This is a genomic window from Microbacterium sp. LS_15, from assembly GCF_041954735.1.
Classification (GTDB): Bacteria; Actinomycetota; Actinomycetes; order Actinomycetales; family Microbacteriaceae; genus Microbacterium.
This window is the reverse complement of the sequence record NZ_JAVAYD010000005.1, coordinates 63,309-83,515: the sequence shown is the minus strand read 5'-3', so window position 1 is coordinate 83,515 and position 20,207 is coordinate 63,309. Positions and strand designations below refer to the sequence as shown.

Sequence of the window (20,207 nt, the reverse complement as noted above, 5' to 3'; positions counted from 1 at the left end):
TGCCACATCGCCGGCGAAGAGGTGCACCCCACGACTCGGCGACGGCCTCAACCGTAGGCAGGGATGGGAGCTTTCGCATCCCCTCTCCGACATATCCACATCACCTGGACGCGAAACGTCGCATCGGGATAATGGGGAGATGCACGACCGACACTCCGGCTACGCCGTTGCGTCAGACCGCGCCTTCCTGGCCGGTTCTCCCACCGCGGCCAGCGCCCCCCTGCGCGGACGCGACGACATCACGTCGTCCCTCATCGCGTCCATCAATCGGTCCCTCACGGGCGCGCCCACTCCTGCGCTCATCCGCGGGCGCGCCGGCATGGGAAAGACTCGACTTCTCGCGGAGATTCTCGCGTTCGCCGAGGAACAGGGATGGTCCACCCTCACCGTCACCCCGGATGTTGACTCCGGCGCAGTCCCCCTGGGAGCGCTCACCGAGGCGATGTTGCGTGGCACCCCACCGCTGGTGACGGAGGTGGAGCTGCGACCGGTCCTCGGCACGGGGGAAGCGCAGTACTGGATCACACGCCTCCTGACCGACAGAGTGGAGTCGGCGGCGACGACCACTGGCGGCGTGGTTGTCGTCGTCGACGACCTGCAGTGGCTGGATGCCGCGTCGGTGGGGATTCTGTTGAGGTCGGCGGCCGCGCTGGCGGATCAGCCAGTCGCGTGGGTGCTTACCAGCCGGTCCGGGCAGTTCCGGACAGCGCACGCGCGAGTCGCCGAGTATGTCGAGCGCACCGGCACGGTCGTTGATCTAGAGCCTGTCGCGGCCGACGCTGCGCTCGAGATCGCCTCCGACCTCGCTGGCGCGGCCCTCGGACCCAAGCTCGAAGCCGCTCTCGAACGAACCTCGCACATCCCGCTCCTCGTCGTCGAACTCGTACGGGGCCTCCAAGAGGAGGCGCTCCTCGAGGCTCATGACGGTGTCGTGGATGCTATCGGCACCACTGTTCCCGCGAGGTTCGGGGCGGCGTCACGACAGCGCGTCGCTCATCTGTCTGACGACGCTTTGACATTCGCCCAGGTGGCGAGCTTGTTCGGCAGGAGGTTCCGCCTCTCCGACGTCTTGACCGCGACCGGCGCCACCGCTGTGACCTCGATGCCCGTGGTGCGGGAACTGCTGGGCGCTGACTTCTTGACAGAAGACGGGACGACGCTCGCCTTCGTCCACGACACGATCCGAGAAGCCGTCGAGGCGACAATCCCCGCATCCGTCCGCAAGGTCATGCTGCGGGAAGTGGCCCACCTCCGTCTCGCTTTCGGCGAGCCGGCCTCCGCTGTCGCCACTGCAGTTGTGGAGGCGGCGGAACCCGGCGACCAGCAATCGTTCGCTCTGATCCGTGACGCCGCGCAGCAATTGGCAGCATCCGACACCTCACAGGCCGCCGACCTCGCGGCGGCCGCACTGCACCTCGCTAACAACATCCCTGCGTTGGCGGAGGCCAGCACCGAGCTTTTGCCGTACCTGTGGGCCGACGGACGCCATACCGAGGCGGACAACGCGACGCAGGCCCTCACGCCCTATCTCTCACCAGAGTCCCGCGCGCGCGTCCTTCTCGGTGCTGCCCGTCGCCAGACCGAGTCCTCCTTCGACCAAGCCATCGTGACCTGTGATGAGGCGCTCGCGCTGGGAAACATCGAGCGCTCGACACGAGCCGATCTCCTCGCTGTGCGCGCGCTGAACTGCGCGAACAAGGCCGACTTCGTCGAACTGACTCGCACACTTGTGCTCGCGCGCGAGGTCGCCGACCCCGACGTCGACCACGAAGCGCTGGCCACGGTCGACGCGACAGAATCCGTGTACGCCTTCAACAGCAACCGGTTCGATGACGCGGTCGCCCTCATGCAGGCTGCGTCGAAGCGCGCTGCTCTCGCCGGGCTCGATCCCGCGCGATGGGTGCCGGAAGGGCTGTGGGACGCGTTCCTCCACAACTCGAAGGGCGACGTCACCCACGCCCTCGAACTGGTGGACGAGGGGCTGCGCTCCGCGCTCGCGTCCAAAGCCGTCGTCGCCGAGGCCTACTGGATGATGGTTCGCGCCCGCGTCCTGCATGATCTCGGCCGACTGGACGAGGCGAAGCTGCAAGCCGAGTCGGTGCTCTCTCTTGCTAGCGAACTCGGACTCGGTGACTTCGCGAATGCGACCGCTGGCATCGTCCTGTTCCGGATTGCGCTCCGCACCGGCGACACAGCCCTGCGTCAGCAGTCAGAGCCCATCGTCGTGGCTCTGGCGTCCGGCGGTGGTGTCGTGCGGGCGGGCCAATGGATGCTCGTCCTGCGAGCTCTGAACGACGGCAATGTGGACGACGCGGTGGCGCACAGTGCGCTGGCGCGGGAGTCGCTTCACGACCCCATCCCTGCGATGACCACCCCCTCCGACTTCGCGGATGACCTTCTCCTCATGGAAGTGGCGATCCGGTCCGATGATGATGGACTCGCTCGGGAGGTCATCACGCGAGCCCGCGCCCGGTACGACCGCAATCCCGACAGCGCATACTGCCGGGCCATCCTTCAGGCCGCTGAAGGCTGCCACGCTCGTGACGCGGACCTCCTGACTGAGGCCGCGACAACCCTTCGGCAGTTGGACAGACCGCTCATCCTCGCTCTGGTCCTCGAATTCGTCGGGGCCGCGCAAACCAACGCGGAACCGGCCGTGTCGGCGCTTGACGAGGCGCTCGTGATCTACGAGAACGCGGGAGCGCATCGCGACGTCAACCGGGTACTGCAGTCTCTCCGGCATCGCGGAGTGCGCCGGCGCGCGCACTCGCAAGGCGATCCGCAGATGCTCTCACCGCGTGAGCAGCAAGTGCTTGAGCGCGTAGCGGCCGGAGCGACAACTCAGCAGATCGCGGACGCGCTGTTCATGTCGCCCCATACGGTCGTCTCGCACATTCGCCATATCTACGCGAAGTCAGGCGTCAACTCTAGGAAGGCTCTGCGCGAGTGGCATGGAAAGCGCCTAGCGCGCTCTCAGGCACAGCTCACGCGTGAATCTGGTTCCATGCGCTGATCTGCGCGCCCGCGAGGCGGAAGCTCGCGAACCCCATCACCTCGACCGTCGACGTACCGGGCAGCCGCAGCCGCAGTCGCTGTTCGGTCAGCACCGTGTCGCCGCAGACCGCGACGGACTGGAGGTCGGTGGTCCACTGGTCGAAGTTCTCGTGCAGATCGGCAATCATCCGCGTGACGGCGGGGCGTCCCCACACGCTCTTGCTCGCAGACGGCCGATAGACGACGTCCTCCGCGAGGAACGGGTGCAGCTCGGTGTGTGCCCGGTCGTTGAGGAGCGCGACGAAGTCCCGCACTATGAGCTCGCGTTCGAGTTGTTGAATTCCGGTGAGTGCCTCGCGGCCGATGGCGTCCATGGTGTCTCCGTTCAGGTCGTGTGGCACTCACGGTAGGACCGGTGGAGACCGAGCCCATCCGACGTCCGTTCAGTCCCCTATGGACAGTTCGTGCAGGGTTGCCGCGCACGCCGGAACGGGCATCGAGCGTCGCATGCACTCTCGTCACGTGTCGGAGCAGAATGGCCCCATCCGCCGTCAGGATGGAGCGGATGAAAAACCGTGGGAGGAAGTAGGCGGGCTATGAACAGTGCTGAAACGGGTCCGACGCAGGCGCCGGGTGCCTCACTCACCGCGAACGCGGTCTTCCTGGTCGTGACCATCGCATCCAACGGCATTGACACCGTGCGCGATGTCCTCGGCGATCTCTCCGATGCAATGAAAGCCATAACGTTCCGATTCCCGGACGCCGCGCTGACGTGCACGGTCGGCATCGGCAACGACGTATGGGCGCCGCTGATGAAGAGCACTCCACCAGCTCAGCTTCGTCCCTTCACGCCCGTCGCCGGCGCGGTACACACGGCCCCCGCCACCGAGGGCGACCTCCTCTTCCACATCAGAGCCGAGCGCGCCGATGTTTGCTTCTTCTTCGAGAAGCGGCTACTCAACGACCTCGGCACCGCGGTGCACGTCGTCGATGAGACCGTCGGCTTCCGCTCCTTCGACCGCCGTGATCTGCTGGGCTTCGTCGATGGGACAGCGAACCCGGTCGGGCCGGAGATCGATGCCGCCGTCCTCGTCGGCGACGAAGACCCCGAGCATGCCGGCGGCACCTACGTCGTCACCCAGAAGTACGTCCACGCGATGGCCGAGTGGGATTCGCTGCCCGTCGACACGCAAGAGAGGATCCTCGGGCGAACAAAGGTCGACGGCATCGAACTCGACGACGCCCCCGCGGGTCAACAGTCACACAAGTCCTTGGCCACCATCGAGGATGAGCAGGGCGTCGAGCACGACATCATCCGCGACAACATGCCCTTCGGCAGTCCAGGTGCTGATGAGTTCGGCACCTACTTCGTCGGTTACAGCCGCGACCTTTGGGTCATCCAGCAGATGCTCGAGCGGATGTTTATCGGAGAGCCGGCGGGGATGCACGACCGGCTGCTGGACTTCTCGACCGCGCTGACCGGTTCGGTGTTCTTCGCGCCGTCCGCCCCGGAGCTCGACGCGCTCGGCGCTGAATGAGCATCGCTCTCTGGCGACAGCTATTCGCTCTCCGTCCGGCGACACGTCAGTGGCCCGGAGCACTGCAAGCTGCGGCCGCCATCACGGTTCCCCCGCTGCTCGGGCTCTTCGTCGGCGAACCGCGCTGGGGATCGGTCGCGTCCATCGGTGCTCTCATCGTCCTGCACCTCCCGGACCGGTCACGCAGAGAACGCGCTGTTGCACTGCCCATCATCGCCGCCGCACTGCTCCTGGCCGCGGGCATCGGCGCCCTTCTGGGCACCGCGCTGATCCCCGGCCTCATCGCCATGTCGGTCATCGCCATCGGTGGGTCATTCCTCGCGCAGGCTTTCTCGGTCGGTCCGCCGGGTGCGTTGTTCCTCGTCCTCATCACGGGCTCCGCTGGACAGCTCGTCGCCCCCATAGCCAAGGGCGGAGCCGGGATGAGCTATCTCGAGGTCATCGCCTCGCTCGCCGGCGGTGCGTTTGTCGGCTACCTCGTCGTGGTGCTGCCCCTCGTGGTGCCGACCATCCGGGCCAGTGACCAGGTCATCTTCGCGCGACGCACGCCCTGGCGCTTTGCAGTCCCCGTAACGGTGCGCGTGGTCATCGCTCGCATCGCCGTTGCCGCAGTGCTCGCTGTACCGGTCAGCGCGTTCCTCGGCCTGCACCACGCGGCATGGGTGATGCTGGCGTGCCTCGGAATCCTGCAGAAAGACGCCGACGTCCACTCCGCGGCCCTGCGCGGCGTACAGCGGCTCATCGGCACGGGCCTCGCCATCCTCCTCGTCGCCGTCCTCGCGGTCATCGAGCCCCAAGGGTTCGCGCGCATCGCATGGGCCGCCGGGCTGATCTTCGCCTTCGAGCTCCTCCTACGCCGGAACCTCACGTGGGCTCTCGCCGCCGTCACACCGATGGCGGTTCTCCTCGCCTCCGCGGGAGGACAGTCCATCAGCGAAGTCGCGGACGAGCGCGTGGTGGACACGGTCGCTGGCGCGGCGATTGCGGGTGCCGTCCTTCTCGCGGCCGTAGCAGTCGAGAGAAGGCGCAGCAGGGTCGGCTCGACACATGTCGGATGACCTTCGAACGCTCGGCCTACGGAGGCCCTGTCGCGCGCGAGCACAGTGAGAGTACGCACAGAAAGGGCCACCATGCCAGAGATCCTGCATCCAGGAGAACGCGCACCGCACTTCTCTCTCCGGGTGACCGCCGACCAGTCGCTGAGCGCAGACGAGCTCCTCGGCAGCCCAGTGGTCCTCGCGTTCTACCCCGCGGACTGGAGTCCCGTCTGCGGCGACCAGCTGTCGGTCATCAACGAGGCGCTGCCGCTGATCCGCGCCCGGGGCGCTCAGGTCGTCGCCGTGTCCGTCGACAACGTCTGGTCGCATGAGGCGTTCTCCTCGGCTCACTCACTGCACTTCCCGCTGCTCAGCGACTTCGAGCCGAAGGGTGCGGTCGCACGCCTCTTCGGCGCATACGACGACACCGTCGGCGAAGCCCGCAGAGCCCTCTTCGTCATCGACTCCGCCGGCGTCATCGCCTGGAGCTACCTCGCGCCTGTCGCCGTCAACCCCGGCGTCGACGGCGTGCTCGATGCGCTCGACACTCTCACCCACCACTGAAAGGAGAGGACTATGTCATCACTTCGCATCCCCGTTTCCCCACACGACCACACCTCTGGCCCCGCCGACGCGGAAGTGGTCCTCGTCGAGTACGGCGACTACCAGTGCCCCTACTGCGGCGCTGCCTATCCCGTGGTCAAGGAGCTGCTCGCAGCCTACGAAGGGCAGGTGCGCTTCGTTTTCCGGAACTTCCCGCTCGCCGAGGTTCACGCCGAAGCGGTCGACGCCGCCTTCGTCGCCGAGTTCGCCGCCGAGCACGGCAAGTTCTGGGAGGCGCACGACCTGCTGTTCGAACACCAGCAGCAGCTGGGCCCCGACCTCTATGCGACGATCTGTGAGCGTCTCGACCTGCCGCTGGACGAACTCCGAGCCGCTGTGGCTGAGGAACGATACCTCGCTCGGATCCGCGCCGACGAGGAGGGCGGCATCCGCAGCGGTGTGAACGGGACTCCCACCTTCTTCCTCAACGGCCACCGACTCGATAGCGGAACCGAGGGCCTCGCCGAGGCTCTAGCAGGAGTGATCCAGCGCTCCCTCTGAGCCTTAGCGACTGTGCGGGGCCGCCGGGATCTACCCGGCGGCCCTTCACTGTTCAGCGGGCGATGCGGCGCATCCTCAGCGCGGCGGCCACCGTCACGATTCCCACGAGGACGACGAATACCAGGAGCACGGTGATCTGCGGCAGCACCGTCGATGCTCCGCCGATGGCGAGGACCGGGATGGCCAGGCCGCAATAGGCGACGAGGAACATCGCGGCGAGCGTCTCGCCCCGGCGTCCCGGTTCCGCGATCTCGGATGCCGTGGCCAGCGCACACTTGAACAGGGCGCCGACGCCCGCACCGCCAATGATCCCGCCTAGGAGAAACAGCGCCAGCGAAGGTGCGACAGCCCCACCGGCGATGGCCAGCAGTCCGAGTCCGCAAGCGACGGTGGCGAGCATCAGCTGCGTACGGCGAGCCACCCGGGCGAGAAGAACCTGAGCAGCGGCGGCGGACCCGAAGACGAGGAAGACCGTGATGCCGGCCATCAGGTGCCCGTGCTCGTCGAAGATGCCGACGAGGATCGACGGCGCGAGAGACGTGAACAGCCCGAACAGCGCGAAGCCGGCGAAGGCCGCGGAGGCTGCCGCGACGAAGTTGCCGCGGGATGCCGCGGGGACCGCGACCTTCTGCGGACGATACGCGCGCCGAGTTGGGGTGACGGTCTCTGGGACGAGAGCGACCGCGATGGCCAGAAGGATGAGGACGACCGCGAACACGGTGTGCGGAAGGTGCAGAGGGTCGGGCAGGAAGTCCGCGAACAGCCCACCGATGAGCGGACCGAGCGCGAGGCCCCCAAGGTTCGCGCCGCCGGCGACGGATGCCGCGACGATGGCGTTCTCACCCGGCCGAACGCGAGCCCTCAGCTCACCGAGGTGCGCGGTCGCCGTCGCGGTGAGGACACCGATACTCACGCCGTTGACGACGCGGGCGACCAGCAGACCCGGCACGTCGGTGAACACCATGAACAGCACCGCAGAGAGCGCGGAGATGAGGATGGCGATGACGAGCATCCGTCGCCTGCCCATCCAGTCGCTGACGTGACCGAGCAGGAAGAGGCTCGCGACGACGCCGACCGCGTAGGCCGCGAACACGACGGTGACGACGGAGACGGGGAACCCGTCGAGCTGCTGATAGAGCGGGTACAGCGGTGTGGGGACGGTGGAGTACGCCATCACCAGAAGGAACGCGACCGCCACCACCCAGAACGGTGTGGTTCGGTGCGCGGTGTCGGAGTGTGTGGAGGCCATCGCCTGCAGCTTTCTCTCTCTCGGTGCGTGCTGATGCAAGGACGGCGCCGGAGGGGGTGCCCCTCCGGCGCCGTCTACCGCCTCGAGCCCGACGTCGAGACGGCGGCTCTGCTCATCGCAGAGGGGTGATGCCCTGCGAGCCGCGTGGGAAGGTCGCGAGGACGGCGGGGTCGATGTTGAGGTGAGCCGAGACGAGCTGCGGCGGGACGTGGGACAGCCAGTTGGCGAGGGAGATCTCCTCGTACTTGTCGGTGCGGAAGACCTCGAGGAACTGCAGCACGTCGTCGCCGGTGTTCTCGATGTAATGGCCGAAGTTCTTGCGCACCACGCCCACGTCGCCCGGACGGAAATCGGTCGTGTTCGCGTGCGGTCCCGTGTTGAACACCGTCATCCGGGCGGAGCCGCGGAGGTAATACTGCCACTCGTCGGCGTTCGGGTGCCAGTGCAATTCCCGCATCGAGCCGGGCTCGACAGTGACGAGCGCCGCGGCGACCGTAGACGAGTACTTGTAGTTGGTCGAGTCGGCGATCTGGATCGACCCACCCGTGTTCTCATACAGAGGCTTCGAGCGGGACAGGCGGAAGATGACCGGCTCCATCCCCCACTCGACACCGGCAGCGGCCTGGTCGACCTCGAGTGCCGGGGGCTCGTCGCCGGGGAAGATCCAGAGATTGTGCAGCGGGATGTCGGAGAAGACCTCCTGCGCGACGCCGAAGTTCTTCGCGAGCACCTCCGGCGGGGTGTGCGCGAACCAGTCAGTGAGAAGCAGCGTGTTCGACTCGGACTGGTCGCCGTCGTCGAAGGCGAGGACGAACTCCGCACCGTCCGGGCCGAGCCCCTGCAGGGAGTGCGGGGTGCCGGCAGGGAAGAACCACAGGTCGCCCTCCTCCACGTCCTCGACGGCCGGCAGACCCGAGCGGCTGAGCGTCGTCACGCGCGCCTTGCCGCGGGTCATGACCGCCCACTCGGCGGTCTGGTGCCAGTGCAGCTCCCGGATGCCGCCGGGCTCGAGGTACATGTTGACGCCTGCGATCTCGTCGGAGATGTGGAAGTCCTGCTTCGTGAGCTCGCGTGCCCAGCCGCCTCGCTGCACCCGCCGCGGCGAGATGTTGAACGAGGACCAGAAGAACGGCTGCGTGCTGATGTCCGTGGCAGGCGCATGCATCTGGTTCGGGAACTGGGACTCGATGGCCTCGTTCTGCGGACCGGTCATGGTGTTGCTCTGCGGACGGTCGGCGATGTTGACCTCGCCCTCCTGGGGCAGGTCGGGGTTGCCGAGGGTGGGAACCTCGTGCCCCACCGGGACGTTCTCGGACGAATCCATGTCGTGCTCCTTCGTGATGATTCCGAACGGTACTCAGGAGTCTGACGACATTCCGCTGCGCGAAACAGAGATAGCTGACGAACTCACACTCGACACTCGTCGGACGGCCACGGGACGGTCGACCGATTGGCTGAGACGGTCGCCTAGGAGGTTTCATGTCGTCGACCAAGACCGCTCCCGCTCATCCATTTCCCCTACTCGAGACGGTGTGGGCGTCGGTGTCCCTCGCATTCGTATCCGGGCTCCTTGACGCGTGGACGTTCGGGCAGCTCGGGACGTTCGCAACAGTGCAGTCCGGCAACCTCATTTCCCTCGGGTATTTCGCCGCGGACGGCAATCTCGGCCGTGCCCTCCTCGCCGCGAGCTCCGTCCTCGTCTTTGCGCTCGGCGCCTTCGTCTGCAGCATCCTGATTCTCGTGCTCGCGCGGCATGGGAAGTCGTACTCGGCCCCTATCCTCCTTGGCGAGATCGCGGTCGTCCTGGTTCTCGCCGTGCTCAGCGTGAGCCGCGTCATCGAACCGATATGGATCGCCTGGGCCATCAGCTTCCTTGCCGGCGTGCAGGGCAACGCATTCCACCGCGAGACGGGCATGCTCTACGGCAACATCGCCGTCACCTCCGTCATCCAGATGGCCGCCAGCCTTCTCGGGCGAGCAGTTGGCAGGTGTATCGCCGACGACGGTGAAAGCCACCTTCGGCCGGCCGGCGCGTACCTCTCGGTGCTCGTGGCGTTCGCTGCTGGCGGCGGACTCGGATTCAGCCTGAACCTGATTTGGGAAGGCCTATCCCTAGCCCTGGCCGGGGTCGTGCTCACCGGGTTGTGGATTGCTGCCGTCCACACCCGATGGAACGTTGACCCCGCGCAGAATGCGCCGACACCGTAGCGATGCCGAAGGCTCCGAAGCGGGCGGCTACGCTGATCTGCATGCTGCTCAACGTCATGGCGCTGAACGGGCGGCGAGGGCCCGGCGGAATGAATCCGATATGACGACGGCCGTTGCCCCGTTGCTCATTCTGATGTGCGGCCTGTCGTTCTCCGGAAAGAGCACCCTCGCCCTTGAACTGCGCTCACGCCTCGACGTGGAGGTACTTAGCCTCGACGTCATCAACGCCGAGCGCGGCCTCTACGGCGGGCAGGGCATATCGGGCGAAGAATGGCAGAAGACGCATCAGATTGCCCAAGCACGCGCTTTGCACACACTCACAGGCGGTCGCAGCGTCATCATCGATGACACCGCCTCTCGCCGTTTCCTGCGTGACGCCTGGCGCGAGATCGCGATCCGGGCCGCGGCCCAATTCCGGATCATCTGCTTGGACATCGACCCGCTCACCCAACAGGATCGGCTGCATGCAAACCGCGCCACTCCTTCCCGCCACGATGTCGTGGACCGGGTGATCGCCGAGCACCGAGCGAGCTTCGAACCCCCGCTGGACGAGAACGCGATCCGCGTCGATGCTCGGAACGCGCACGAGCCGGACACCATCAACGCGCTGGTTCACGCCCTGGATACTCACGCGGACCCCCAGGCGTAAGACAGCGCCAGCCCGGCGGCCGCGGCGAGAAGGGCCGCCGCGAGCATCCCGCCTGCGTAGACGACAGCAAGACCATGACGACGACGTCCAAACAGTTCGGCGGCTTGCACGCTCGCGGTACTGAACGTCGTGTATCCACCCAGAAAGCCCGCGCCGAGGACGAGCGCCCACGACGACGAGAGGCTGTGGGCCTCCGCAAAGCCGGTTACCAGGCCCAGCGCGAATGATCCGCTGACGTTGATGACGACGGTGCCCCAGGGAAACGGGCCACCCAGACGACGGGTGATGCGCGTATCGAGGGCGTACCGGGCGACCGCGCCAGCACCGCCGGCGAGGGATGCGAGGAAGGCGATGAGCGTGGTCATGCGTGAGCCTTGCGGCGTGTGAGGCGCTCAGCGGCGAAGGCGCCAGCGATGCCGAGTACCGCGGTGGGAATCGCGTAGAGAACTCCGAGCAGCAGATGATTCGAGAGAATCAGCCCGTCTGAGCCGACAGCGAACGTGCTGTACGTCGTGTAGCCGCCAAGGAGGCCGGTTCCCAGTAAGAGCCGTAGCTGCCCTGAACGTGGTCCGCTCGTCAGACCGTAAAGTGCCCCCGAAAGCACTGCACCGGTTATGTTGACGATGAATGTTGGCCAGGGGAAGGCGGCGTCACTCACCCACCACTGCCCGAGACCGATTCTGATGCCGGCACCGGCAGCCCCACCAATGAACACGAGGACGTACGGCGCAGCCTTCGCTTTCGGACGCATGGTTACCTCCTTCGTCCTCGAAAGTATGGGCGTGACGCGAAGAACACTCGCGACGGTTGTCGAACGTCGTGTCGACACGCGTACTGACCGCATCGTGTCGATTCAGGACTCGACAACCGTCTGACTCGCGCCTAGGTGAGCAAACCTACGTTGGTGTCACCGAGACCAATGAAAGTGGGCCGACATGTCCTCGCACCTGGGTGAGAATCACCGCAACACACTTCGTCAGATCACCGGCCACCCGACGAGTAGCAACGTCGAGTGGCACGACGTCCTGTCCCTTCTTCGGGCTGTTGGGGACGTCACCGTCGAGCACAACAGCAAAGTCAAAATCACGGTCGGTACCGAGACCATTGTCGTCTCGCCGCCGCGGCAGAAGACCATCGATGAGGATCTGCTTGTAGAGCTCCGCCACCTTCTCCGCGCCGCCGACTACGCACCCGCCGGCGCTTGACCAGGATCGAACATCATGAAGACTTCCACATCTCCCGCTGCCAACCTGACCGGCTCCGTCGACCAGCGCCTCTGGCAGCTTTCAGCCACACCCAAGTCCGCGCAGACGGCTGTCTGGCTTCGCCGGCAGCTCGATTCCGCGCTCGAGGCGTGGGCGAAAGACCGCACGGCCCTCGACATCGACCGCGAAGGCCGCGCCGACTTCTGACCGGTGTCGACCACTTGTTGGTCACGTCTGCGAGGATGACGCCGTGAGCATACTGAAGCGCCTGTTCGCGAAGAGTGAGCCGAAGACCCAGGCCGTGACACAGAGTCCGGCGACGTCCCGGGCAGAGATTACCGTCTTCGTCGAGTACCGGAGCACCGTGCCTGACCTCGTTCAGCTCGCCGGCACGATGACCGGGGCTCGCGAGTCCATCACGCGGCTCGTCGAGCGCCTCGACCCTGACGACAACGGGTATCTCGAACTCGATGGGGTCATTCAACGCGAGCCCGACAATCCCGTCGACACGAACGCAGTCATCGTTCTCGTCGAAGGCGAATGGGTCGGCTACCTCCCCGGGTATGTCGCGAAGGATGTAGACCTCTCGACGAGCGGCGCCCAGCCGGTCCGTGTGCAGATCTTCACTCAGTTGCTCGAAAAGGGCCTCCGTGTTGAAGCGTGGGCATGGCTGGGCACAGGGACACCGAAGTGGCAGTGGTCTGAATCGAAGCGTCCGCCACTGTCGCGGACAGCGAAGAACGTTGCCCAGCACCGGGGCAGGGACCAGATGGTGAAGGAAGCCCTGGCCGAAGGAGGGACTCGCGCGGCCCAGTTCAAGGCCGGGATGGTCGACGGACTCCACTACCTCCAAGCCGTCGAGCCGATCAAGCAGCTGAAGCGGGACGGCCGCCTCGAGGAAGCACTGGCTCTGTGCTACACAGCGATCCAGGGCGCTGAAAACTCCGCCCGGCGGGAGAAGACCTCACCACCGCCGTTCTATACGGAACAGGCCGCCATCATCCACCGCAAGCTCAAGCAGCGCGATGAAGAGATCGCCGTGCTGCAGCGGTACGTGGACGCCTGCCCCCCGAAGTACAAGGACAGCGGTATCAAGGCACGCTTGGACAAGCTCGCCGCGTCGAAGGAGAACTCATGAGAGCTGTCGCCTCAGTGCCGCGTCGATCTTTCTGACGGGAAGGGTTGCGCAGCCGCCACCTGTCGGCGACTGCGCTGTACAGTCGGACCGATTGGGGATGGCGAACATGCGGACAACAGCGAACTTTCAGGTGCTGAGAAGCGCGGTCATCGCGGCATCAGATGCAAACAAATGGAAGAAGGCGCTTCTCGAGTGGGACGTGACGTCCCTCGAAGAGCACCCATCCAGCGATGGCGTGTGCGTATGCGGGCAAACGGGCCTGCTGTGGATGTACACGATCACGAACGAAGTCAACGGCGCGGAGCTGTACCCGATTGGCAGCTCCTGCGTGAACCACTTCGGGCGGACCGACCTCAACCGTCGAGTCGACGTGCTTCACAAGCTCGCCCTTGTGCAGGCCACCGCTAACGCCGGCAAGCGTGTAGAGATGACGACCGAGTACTTTTCTCGAGCGGCATTGAAGTTCCTCTTCGAGGAAGGCGTGTTCACGCCCGACAGCTACAACGGCCATGACGGTGAGAACGACCTCGAGTTCCTGCTCAAGATGTTTGGGAAGCGTGACAAGAGCACCATCAACTCGAAGCAGAGCTACAAGCTCCGCAAGCTGGTGGAGAACAAGATCATTCCGTTCGTCCTCGCCGACCCTCGGATCGTCTGAGACGGTCGGGATTTCTGTCACATCTCCACCGACATCCCCGGCAGCACACTTAGCCGCACCGCTGGAACGCATTCAGCTCCGTCCGACCTTGTTCGGCGATCCACTCGAGGATCTCCGGGGTCGCGCCGGGGTCACCCACGTTCGGTACGCGCCCCAGCATGTGGGCGACCCTCCCGACGTTCTGGGCCATAAGGCACCAACGACGGGGAGGCGAATCCACCGCCAATCCTCCGGCCAAGTTCACGGACGCCTAGTAATACTCCAGCGAGTTGCGCTCATCCTCTGACAGCTCGGCAGGCTCTCGGTCGGCGAACGCGGAGAACGGGGCAGAAAAAGCCTCCGTGCACCCTGTATGCGCGGCGCGGCAGTGTCGCTGCTTCAGATGCGGGACTCCGCAAGGATGTCGGCGACGGACGTACCCAAGACGTCGGCAAGCCCGCTGAGTGTCGCCATACGAGGATTGGACGGTCCAGCCTCACCCTTTCGACCCGTCGAACGCCCCGCTTCGATGAGCTGCAGCTGGTTCTTCGTTATGCCAGCCTGGTACGCCAAAGACTCCTGAGACAGGCCCCTTGCGTGCCTCAGATCCTGCAACACCGAACCCAGTTGCTTGGCCTTCTTGTCGTCCCACATCGCTATCCAGAGTGTGGAACAGACCCGCAGAATCACACCCTATGCGCATGGCCCGTTTCACATGGCCCAGCGTACGCGTAGTACGCCTTGGTTGGGCGCTGCTCTGCGTGGCGTTAGGCAACTGCGAAGGTCCTGGTATATACGTCCTGCTTTACATGGAGTACGCTCCGTTGAAATCGCTTCGTTGACATCGGAGAGCCATGACCGAACCCGCCTACACTCCCGACCTCCCCGCCTGCGACTGGGCGCGGATCCGCGAGTTCACAGTCGCCGTCACCAACGATGTGGCACCGAAGGTCCCCTACGCTTTCGAGTCCGTCATCAACGCCGTCGCTCATCACGTCGACTGGTGCGCCAACATCGCAGGCTTCCCGCTGGACCGGGACACGCTATTCAGACGGGACGTCATCGCGTACGCGGTCGACAACATGCCGACATCGTCTCCCTCTACGCGAGGTAGACGACGATCCTTGATGTTCCGCGTCGGCGAACAGCTCGGAATCATCGAAGCTCTACGTCCAGTGCCGCCACTGCGCGCCGCTGAGCCGTCGCAGCCATACAGCGCGGCACAGATCCTCGAGCTGAGCGCGTGGGCCGAGTATCAGAACTCCGCAGATCGACGTCACTCCGCTCTCGCATTGATAGCCCTCGGTCTGGGTGCAGGCCTGCCAACGCGGGATCTCTGCGCCGTACGCGCCAGCGACATCTCCACCCGCGGCACGAGTGTCCAGGTGGGCGGCGGACACCCGCGGACGGTGCCCATTGGCGAGAACTGGGCGCCCGTGCTGGCAGAACTCGCTGATAGCAGCACAGGCCGCACGGCGCGACTGTTCCGCCCCGGCGCACGGTGGCACAGCAACATTGTCACAGTATTCGTGGACCGGGCGGGCGATGCAATCGTCCGACCGACGACCCAACGCATGCGAGCGACATGGATCGTAGAGCAGCTCACAAGGGGAGCACCTATGCACCAATTGCTGCACGCGGCAGGCGTCTCCTCCATGGACGCGCTTGTCAGGTACGAGAAGTTCCTACCGTCGGTCGCGCCGTAGCGCCCCACACCGCAGGTGCAATCATGAGCTCCACATTCGGCGACACAACTGCCCGGATCGATGGTGGGAGGCTTGACTCAAGAGATTTCCGGGTAAGCGTTGCGCAAACGCTCCATCAGCACTCTGAATTCTTCGTCTTCCGTCTCGACGAGCACATAGCTTTGAGAGCGCAGGTATGCCGCGGTCGCCAACTTCATGACGCCAGCTTGCCTCGAAGGGGGCAACGAATCGAAGCTGACGGAGGCAATCGACTCCCCAATCGTCTCCAGGAGCTCTTCGAGATCGAGCAGAGGGATCCAGACGAGTCCAACCAAGACTCGCGACAGGCGACCGCGAAGCCAACCGATAGCCTCCGCATACTCGCCTTGCGTGAGGTGGACTCGGGCAAGATGATTCCGCAGGCGGATCATGCTGTCATGCTGAAGCCTTGCCGCCCGAGTTCGAGCCTTCTCTTCCATCGTTTTCGCCGGCCGCCATTCCGCCCCGGCGCGCCCGAACTGCGCTGGGTCTACGAGGAAGTCGCGAGGTGCAGGAATCACGAGATCAAAGGTAGTGCCTACGTACAGCGCGTGTCGCTGTCGTTTTTAAAAAGACACATAGCGCATGCTGTGCACATGAATGAGACAAAGCCGTCTTTTGTTCATCGGGCATACCTCGACGCCTACCGCCCTCGCCTACCTCTCCAGATCTGGGATTGGATGCGACCGTTCGTCCTAGAGCTCGTTCGTAGCTCACTCCATGACCCCCGTCGGGTGAACGTGGAGCGTGCACTCAGCGCTCTCACTGGATACCTCGACTGGGCGAAGGGTGCGGGACTCGTCACCTCGCCAGAGCAGGCTCAGAGCAGAGGCCTCATCGATCTTTACATGTCGCAGCGGGCTGGCTCCGTTGCTCCGCGCTATGCCGCCATGGAGCGGACGCTCCTGCTGGGCCTGTTCGACATCCACGACGCCCCCGTGATGTTCCGGGGCATAAACGTCATGTCGGAAGCGCCGTACTCGGCCGCGGAGATTCGACTCATCCGTGCGTGGGCTTCCTATCAATCGACGTCTCAGAAAACTCGGAACTGCGCGGCCATCGCATCGTTCGGTCTGGGATGCGGACTGACGGCGAAAGAGATGTTGGGGGTTCAGGGCTCGCACATCGTGGAACTACCCGATGGGGAGATGGGCATCGTCGTGCGCAAGGGGAAGGAACGCGTCGTCCCGGCGCTCATCACGTGGTCGCCTTGGCTCCGCAGCGTGAGAGAGGCAACCGACGACGACGAGTTTGCCATCGCGCCAGGAAGCGTGATGCGTGACGGACGCACGATGCACAACCTCCGACATGTCATGCAAGGCGAGATCAACCCCGTCCCACTGCGACTCCGCAACACCTGGCTAGTGAGTCACCTTGACGCCCGCACGCCGGTCGATGTCATTGCCCGCGCCTCAGGCGCCCTTTCAACAGGGTTCCCAAGCCGATTAGAAGCCTACGTTCGCGCATACAGCGCTGCCGAAGAACTCGAGTTCCTCCGGGGAGCTCATGCAGAACACCAACCGAAGGTCTCCGCGCGTGCGTGACAAGACAATTCGCCACGACCCGACGGCGCGCGGTCCCATACCTGTCCTCACCATCAGGCAGGCGGCCGCCGTCATAGACGAATCCCACCTCGTGGAACTCGTCGAGCTCTGGGAGACGCAGGATCGAACACACCCGGGAGGACGCCCGCCCTACCTGAACATCCGGGCGACCCTGATCCTTTGGCTCGTCATCGCTGCCGAGCAACAGCCCATGCACATACGTCGACTCGAAGACATTCTTCGCTGGCGTCTCACTCCCAAGACAGCTGCATTGCTCGGCATAGGCTACGAGCCTCTCGCGTCCATCGAAGCCCCGTATGAGCGAGCACGAGTCGCCACCCTCCGCATCATCAAGCTATTCGACGCGTACTGGCTCCCCACACGGCACCGCTGCCTCACCCTTGCGGAGTACAAGGACGCGCTCGCCTACCGGGAGACGAATTACGAGAAGCTCGATGCCAAGGCCCGACGAGCAAGGATCTTCTTCAACGAGCTACTGGAAGCGACCTACAAGATGATCCCGAGAAGGTACCGGCCGGCTCAGATGACCATCGGTATCGACGCCACCCGACTTCGTGTTCACGCTCGTGGCATCGCCAAAACACGACTCGCGAGGAGACTCCCTCACGAAAAAGTCTCAATCGAGCCAGACCACGGATTCTACGTTCGAGGCTCGAAGAATCAGCCCGTCGAGGACCATAAGCCCGCGAAGATCCGCGAGTACGCACTAGAGGCCGAGTTCGCAGTGATGACCTCGAACGACCCGGCCGTGCCCGATGCGGTCCCGTTCCTCATCGTCGCTTACGACCAGCATCGCCCCGGCGTCGGTCCGGCCGTGTCCGCGCGGCGTCTCGTCGAGTCATTGGAAGAGCGCGGACACACCATCGATCACTTCGTCACCGACCAGGCCTACATCCCCGGAGGAAAACCCGAGGAACTCCAGGACCACCTCCGAGAGCGAGGAATCAAGCTGGTCATGAACTACCCGGGGAAAGAGTACGCGTTGGGCATCCAAGCGCATGCTCATGGCGCCATCATGGTGGAAGGCAACTGGTATTGCCCGAGCATGGCGCAACACCCGGACCTCATCAACGCCACCATGAACTATCGACGAGGGAACAAGGCAGACGACGAGAACGAGCATCTCACCAACGTCGACCGGAAGGAACGTCAGCGTCTGCGGAAACTTCGCTGGAAGACACTTATCAACCAGCGGACACCTTTCCTGCTTCGGGACCACGATGGCACTGACGCGCGTGGGAAGACTCCGAAGATGTGTCCCGCAGCGGGCGTATCACCCACCGTCTCGTGCGACCTCAAACCGAACCCTCACGCCCACCGGCCTGACCGCGTTCTTCTGCCCATCCTGAACCAACCGCAAGCCCCCGGCAAGCTATGCACGAACAAGGTCAGCGTGACCTTCGATCTCCGCGACGAGGGTAAGTACGGGCAGTACTACCAGTACGGCACCGACGAGTGGGAGAGGTACTACGGGTACGTGCGCGCTCAGTCCGAGTCCGCCAACAACTATGTGAAGAACGACTCGACCTTCGCTTTGTACGCGCCCGGGCGGCGACGCATGCGCGGCCCGGCGGCGCAGGCATTCCTGCAGGTCATGACCGTCGCCGCTGCCAACCTCCAACGGATCCGTGACTTCCTCCTCGAACGAGATGAGCGGGCGGGAGAGATCGAAGACGGCATCACACCGCCGGCCGCGCGCAGCCATCGCAGTCGAAAGACGACAGCGAAGGCTCGCCTGTACTTGCGCGACCGCCGAAACCGGCGTGAGGCGACCGAAGAGCTACGCACATAAAGGTGCAGGGCAGTCCCACTTCACATCACCATCGCGCTACCGAAGGATTTCGCATGCGTTTGAGTGGTACTGCGGCATCAGCCAGCACCATCTAGCGCGGCCGAAGTCGCGGCGCATAGGCCACTGACGAACAGGGAACGAGAAACGCCCCCGAGGTCGGGGGCGTTTCTCGTTCTCTTGAGAGTTTCCTGAATAAATTTTCCGAGATGTACCAACACCCCTCGGTGGCGAGTGAGGGATTCGAACCCCCGAATGCAGTGCAGTCTGATTTACAGTCAGATCCCTTTGGCCGCTTGGGTAACTCGCCATTGCACACCCGTCCGACTTCGACAGCCAACCGGGGGCACGAGTCATAATCATACCCGGATGCGGCGGGCCGGAGAAATCGAGCGGTCAGCTGCCGTGCACGCCCTTCTCCCCCTCGCGCAGCGACTCGGGCGTGCGCAGCAGACCGCCCTCGGCGCGCACGGTCGCCGCGGCGACATCCATGGCCCGCTCGAGCAGTGCGAGCCATCCCGCCCGGTCGGTCGGCGTGCCGTCGACCAGGCCCGCCGACACGGCGGCGAGGGTGGCATCGCCGGCGCCGACGGTGTCGACGACCCGCCCCGGCAACGACGAAATCGGGGCATGCACGGCCCCGGCATCCGATTCCAGCGTCGCGCCGTCGGCACCGGCCGTGGCGAGGACCGCGCTGACGCCGAACTCGCGCAGGCGCTCGCGCAGCGCGTCGAGGTCGCCGTCGTAGAGCAGCGCCGCGTCGTCGGCGCCGACCTTCACGATCTCGGCATCCGCGGCCAGCCGCTCGAAGCCGCGGACGAACTCGGCGCGGTCGCTGAGCATGCCCGACCGGGGGTTCGGATCGATCGCCAGACGCGCGCCGCCGACGGCATCCGCCAACGCGTCGACCTCGGCGGGCACGTCGAAGGGGAAGCAGCTCACCGCGACCAGCGCGGCATCGGCGATCGCGCTGCGTGCATCGTCGGAGTAGCGGATGCTGCGCCGCTGCGCCGCCTCGTTGAACAGGTACACGGGCTCGCCGTTGGCCGCCCGCTGCACGATCGCACGCGACGACCCGAGGGGTGCCTCGCTCTCGATCAGACGCACGTCGTGGTCGCCGAGGTATTCGCGGATGTGCGCACCCGCCTCGTCGTCGCCCACCATGGCGATCAGCGTCGTCGGCACGCCCAGACGCCGCAGACCGACAGCAACGTTCAGGGCCGCGCCGCCGACCAGTTCGCGGACGCCACCGGCATCCCGGATCTCGTCGATGAGGGCGTCGCCGATGACGACGGCGGTCGGCGCGGGGGAATCAGTGCTCATTCAGCCGAGATTACCGGTCGCGCAGCCGTCAGCTCGCGGCATGTCAG

Annotated in this window: 22 protein-coding genes and 1 tRNA gene; 14 read left to right on the top strand and 9 right to left on the bottom strand. The window is 65.0% G+C overall.

The features are described from left to right. Positions 1–139 precede the first annotated feature (139 nt). Positions 140–3,013 (top strand): LuxR C-terminal-related transcriptional regulator, encoded by a 2,874-nt coding sequence (locus RAC69_RS08635; protein ID WP_375086468.1) that lies wholly within the window; start codon positions 140–142, stop codon positions 3,011–3,013. Here the strand turns inward: RAC69_RS08635 and RAC69_RS08630 are convergent. Then, entirely contained in the window at positions 2,985–3,368 is a 384-nt protein-coding gene (locus RAC69_RS08630) for a nuclear transport factor 2 family protein (RefSeq protein ID WP_058630789.1), read from the bottom strand. The genes RAC69_RS08635 and RAC69_RS08630 overlap by 29 nt on opposite strands. Before the next feature lie 222 nt (positions 3,369–3,590). Here RAC69_RS08630 and RAC69_RS08625 point away from each other — a divergent pair, with 222 nt between their 5' ends. The 4 genes from RAC69_RS08625 (at position 3,591) to RAC69_RS08610 (ending at position 6,673) form a co-directional block, all read left to right on the top strand. Then, a complete protein-coding gene (locus RAC69_RS08625) occupies positions 3,591–4,532 on the top strand; it encodes a Dyp-type peroxidase (protein ID WP_375086572.1) in 942 nt (313 codons plus the stop codon). Continuing rightward, on the top strand, positions 4,529–5,590 hold the full coding sequence (locus RAC69_RS08620; RefSeq protein ID WP_375086467.1) for an FUSC family protein: 1,062 nt from the start codon (positions 4,529–4,531) through the stop codon (positions 5,588–5,590). Before RAC69_RS08625 ends, RAC69_RS08620 begins: the two co-directional genes overlap by 4 nt. Positions 5,591–5,662: 72 nt before the next feature. After that, positions 5,663–6,133: a redoxin domain-containing protein gene (locus RAC69_RS08615; protein WP_375086466.1), complete on the top strand. Its 471-nt coding sequence runs from the start codon at positions 5,663–5,665 to the stop codon at positions 6,131–6,133. Between the two features lie 12 nt (positions 6,134–6,145). Beyond that, positions 6,146–6,673 (top strand): DsbA family protein, encoded by a 528-nt coding sequence (locus tag RAC69_RS08610; protein ID WP_375086465.1) that lies wholly within the window; start codon positions 6,146–6,148, stop codon positions 6,671–6,673. A gap of 52 nt (positions 6,674–6,725) precedes the next feature. Here the strand turns inward: RAC69_RS08610 and RAC69_RS08605 are convergent, their stop codons facing one another. Both RAC69_RS08605 and RAC69_RS08600 read right to left on the bottom strand, forming a co-directional pair. Then, entirely contained in the window at positions 6,726–7,922 is a 1,197-nt protein-coding gene (locus tag RAC69_RS08605; protein WP_375086464.1) for an MFS transporter, read from the bottom strand. Positions 7,923–8,034: 112 nt separating this feature from the next. Further along, on the bottom strand, positions 8,035–9,246 hold the full coding sequence (locus RAC69_RS08600) for a cupin domain-containing protein (RefSeq protein WP_375086463.1): 1,212 nt from the start codon (positions 9,244–9,246) through the stop codon (positions 8,035–8,037). Between the two features lie 155 nt (positions 9,247–9,401). Here RAC69_RS08600 and RAC69_RS08595 point away from each other — a divergent pair, with 155 nt between their 5' ends. Both RAC69_RS08595 and RAC69_RS08590 read left to right on the top strand, forming a co-directional pair. Continuing rightward, entirely contained in the window at positions 9,402–10,130 is a 729-nt protein-coding gene (locus RAC69_RS08595; protein WP_375086462.1) for a YoaK family protein, read from the top strand. Positions 10,131–10,230: 100 nt separating this feature from the next. Further along, a complete protein-coding gene (locus RAC69_RS08590) occupies positions 10,231–10,779 on the top strand; it encodes an AAA family ATPase (protein WP_375086461.1) in 549 nt (182 codons plus the stop codon). Here the strand turns inward: RAC69_RS08590 and RAC69_RS08585 are convergent. Both RAC69_RS08585 and RAC69_RS08580 read right to left on the bottom strand, forming a co-directional pair. Further along, complete coding sequence (locus RAC69_RS08585; RefSeq protein WP_375086460.1) at positions 10,758–11,144, bottom strand: fluoride efflux transporter FluC; 387 nt, start codon at positions 11,142–11,144, stop codon at positions 10,758–10,760. The genes RAC69_RS08590 and RAC69_RS08585 overlap by 22 nt on opposite strands. Continuing rightward, positions 11,141–11,530, bottom strand: a complete 390-nt coding sequence (locus RAC69_RS08580) for a fluoride efflux transporter FluC (RefSeq protein WP_375086459.1) — start codon at positions 11,528–11,530, stop codon at positions 11,141–11,143. Before RAC69_RS08580 ends, RAC69_RS08585 begins: the two co-directional genes overlap by 4 nt. A gap of 184 nt (positions 11,531–11,714) precedes the next feature. Here RAC69_RS08580 and RAC69_RS08575 point away from each other — a divergent pair, with 184 nt between their 5' ends. The 4 genes from RAC69_RS08575 (at position 11,715) to RAC69_RS08560 (ending at position 13,780) form a co-directional block, all read left to right on the top strand. Further along, positions 11,715–11,984, top strand: coding sequence for a hypothetical protein (locus RAC69_RS08575; protein ID WP_375086458.1), 270 nt, complete (start codon positions 11,715–11,717; stop codon positions 11,982–11,984). 15 nt (positions 11,985–11,999) lie between these two features. Continuing rightward, entirely contained in the window at positions 12,000–12,191 is a 192-nt protein-coding gene (locus tag RAC69_RS08570; RefSeq protein WP_375086457.1) for a hypothetical protein, read from the top strand. Between the two features lie 43 nt (positions 12,192–12,234). Then, complete coding sequence (locus RAC69_RS08565) at positions 12,235–13,122, top strand: HIRAN domain-containing protein (protein ID WP_375086456.1); 888 nt, start codon at positions 12,235–12,237, stop codon at positions 13,120–13,122. 97 nt (positions 13,123–13,219) lie between these two features. After that, entirely contained in the window at positions 13,220–13,780 is a 561-nt protein-coding gene (locus RAC69_RS08560; protein ID WP_375086455.1) for a hypothetical protein, read from the top strand. 378 nt (positions 13,781–14,158) lie between these two features. Here RAC69_RS08560 and RAC69_RS08555 read toward each other — a convergent pair whose 3' ends face one another. Beyond that, positions 14,159–14,413, bottom strand: a complete 255-nt coding sequence (locus RAC69_RS08555; protein WP_375086454.1) for a helix-turn-helix domain-containing protein — start codon at positions 14,411–14,413, stop codon at positions 14,159–14,161. 200 nt (positions 14,414–14,613) lie between these two features. On the opposite strand from RAC69_RS08555, the gene RAC69_RS08550 reads away from it, so the two are divergent. Next, complete coding sequence (locus RAC69_RS08550) at positions 14,614–15,465, top strand: hypothetical protein (RefSeq protein WP_375086453.1); 852 nt, start codon at positions 14,614–14,616, stop codon at positions 15,463–15,465. Positions 15,466–15,542: 77 nt separating this feature from the next. Here the strand turns inward: RAC69_RS08550 and RAC69_RS08545 are convergent, their stop codons facing one another. Then, complete coding sequence (locus RAC69_RS08545) at positions 15,543–16,004, bottom strand: hypothetical protein (RefSeq protein WP_375086452.1); 462 nt, start codon at positions 16,002–16,004, stop codon at positions 15,543–15,545. 75 nt (positions 16,005–16,079) lie between these two features. On the opposite strand from RAC69_RS08545, the gene RAC69_RS08540 reads away from it, so the two are divergent. Together RAC69_RS08540 and RAC69_RS08535 are read left to right on the top strand one after the other, a co-directional pair. Further along, a complete protein-coding gene (locus RAC69_RS08540; RefSeq protein ID WP_375086451.1) occupies positions 16,080–17,027 on the top strand; it encodes a hypothetical protein in 948 nt (315 codons plus the stop codon). Next, positions 17,020–18,840: a hypothetical protein gene (locus tag RAC69_RS08535; RefSeq protein WP_375086450.1), complete on the top strand. Its 1,821-nt coding sequence runs from the start codon at positions 17,020–17,022 to the stop codon at positions 18,838–18,840. Before RAC69_RS08540 ends, RAC69_RS08535 begins: the two co-directional genes overlap by 8 nt. Before the next feature lie 225 nt (positions 18,841–19,065). On the opposite strand, the gene RAC69_RS08530 is transcribed toward RAC69_RS08535, so the two are convergent. Beyond that, a tRNA-Tyr gene (locus RAC69_RS08530) sits at positions 19,066–19,147 on the bottom strand. 86 nt (positions 19,148–19,233) lie between these two features. Then, positions 19,234–20,160: a carbohydrate kinase family protein gene (locus RAC69_RS08525; RefSeq protein ID WP_375086449.1), complete on the bottom strand. Its 927-nt coding sequence runs from the start codon at positions 20,158–20,160 to the stop codon at positions 19,234–19,236. Positions 20,161–20,207 lie beyond the last annotated feature (47 nt).